This is a genomic window from Mesorhizobium tamadayense (assembly GCF_003863365.1).
Taxonomy (GTDB): Bacteria; Pseudomonadota; Alphaproteobacteria; order Rhizobiales; family Rhizobiaceae; genus Mesorhizobium; species Mesorhizobium tamadayense.
Window position 1 is genome coordinate 1 of the sequence record NZ_RQXT01000202.1, and the last position, 638, is coordinate 638.

Genomic DNA, 638 nt, shown 5'->3' on the forward strand with positions numbered 1-638 from the left:
TCCTAGGCTTGCGTCGCGACATTCCGGATAGGCAGCATCGTGTCTTTCACTATCTTCGAATTCCGAAGCCCTTTGGTTTCCCAAACTGGGTTGTCCAAATTTGCGGTTGAAATTTACTTTTTCCGAATTGTTCGGTGTTAGGAGACCAACACGCAGCTACTACTCTAGGGCGGGAGTGAAAGAGTGATGCAGCGTCTGTCTGCCGCAAGGCTCGGTGACCTTCTGGCGGGAGACCTGCGTGTTTTTGGCGGGCCATCGACGATCGAACCACTTGCCGGCCGTATCAGGGCGGAGCAGGTCAGTATCGTGCTTCGCAACACGCTTCTTGGCATGGTTGCGAACATACTCAATGCGGCCACTTTTGTCATGGCGGTTTGGGGCTCGCCCGACCAAACCAAAGCCATCCTCTGGGCGAGTGTGATCATCGTCGCCGCTGGTTTCGTCGGCCTAAGAGCGAGATCTTCGTTTCAGTCAGTCAAACCAAGGTCGGTATCTCGCCGGACAACGCAGAACCTGGTGCGCAACGCCTTCCTGTTCGGTACTTGGTGGGGCGTACTTCCCGTTCTGTTCTTCGGTGGGGCAACAAGTGCCGCCCAGGTCGTCATTACCTGCCTGAGCGCGGGGATGATCGCGGGCGG

At 56.6% G+C, this 638-nt stretch carries 1 pseudogene; it reads left to right on the top strand.

What is annotated here, in order from left to right:
• Positions 1-186: 186 nt before the first annotated feature.
• Positions 187-638: pseudogene (locus EH240_RS37250) on the top strand (putative bifunctional diguanylate cyclase/phosphodiesterase); the annotation flags it as partial.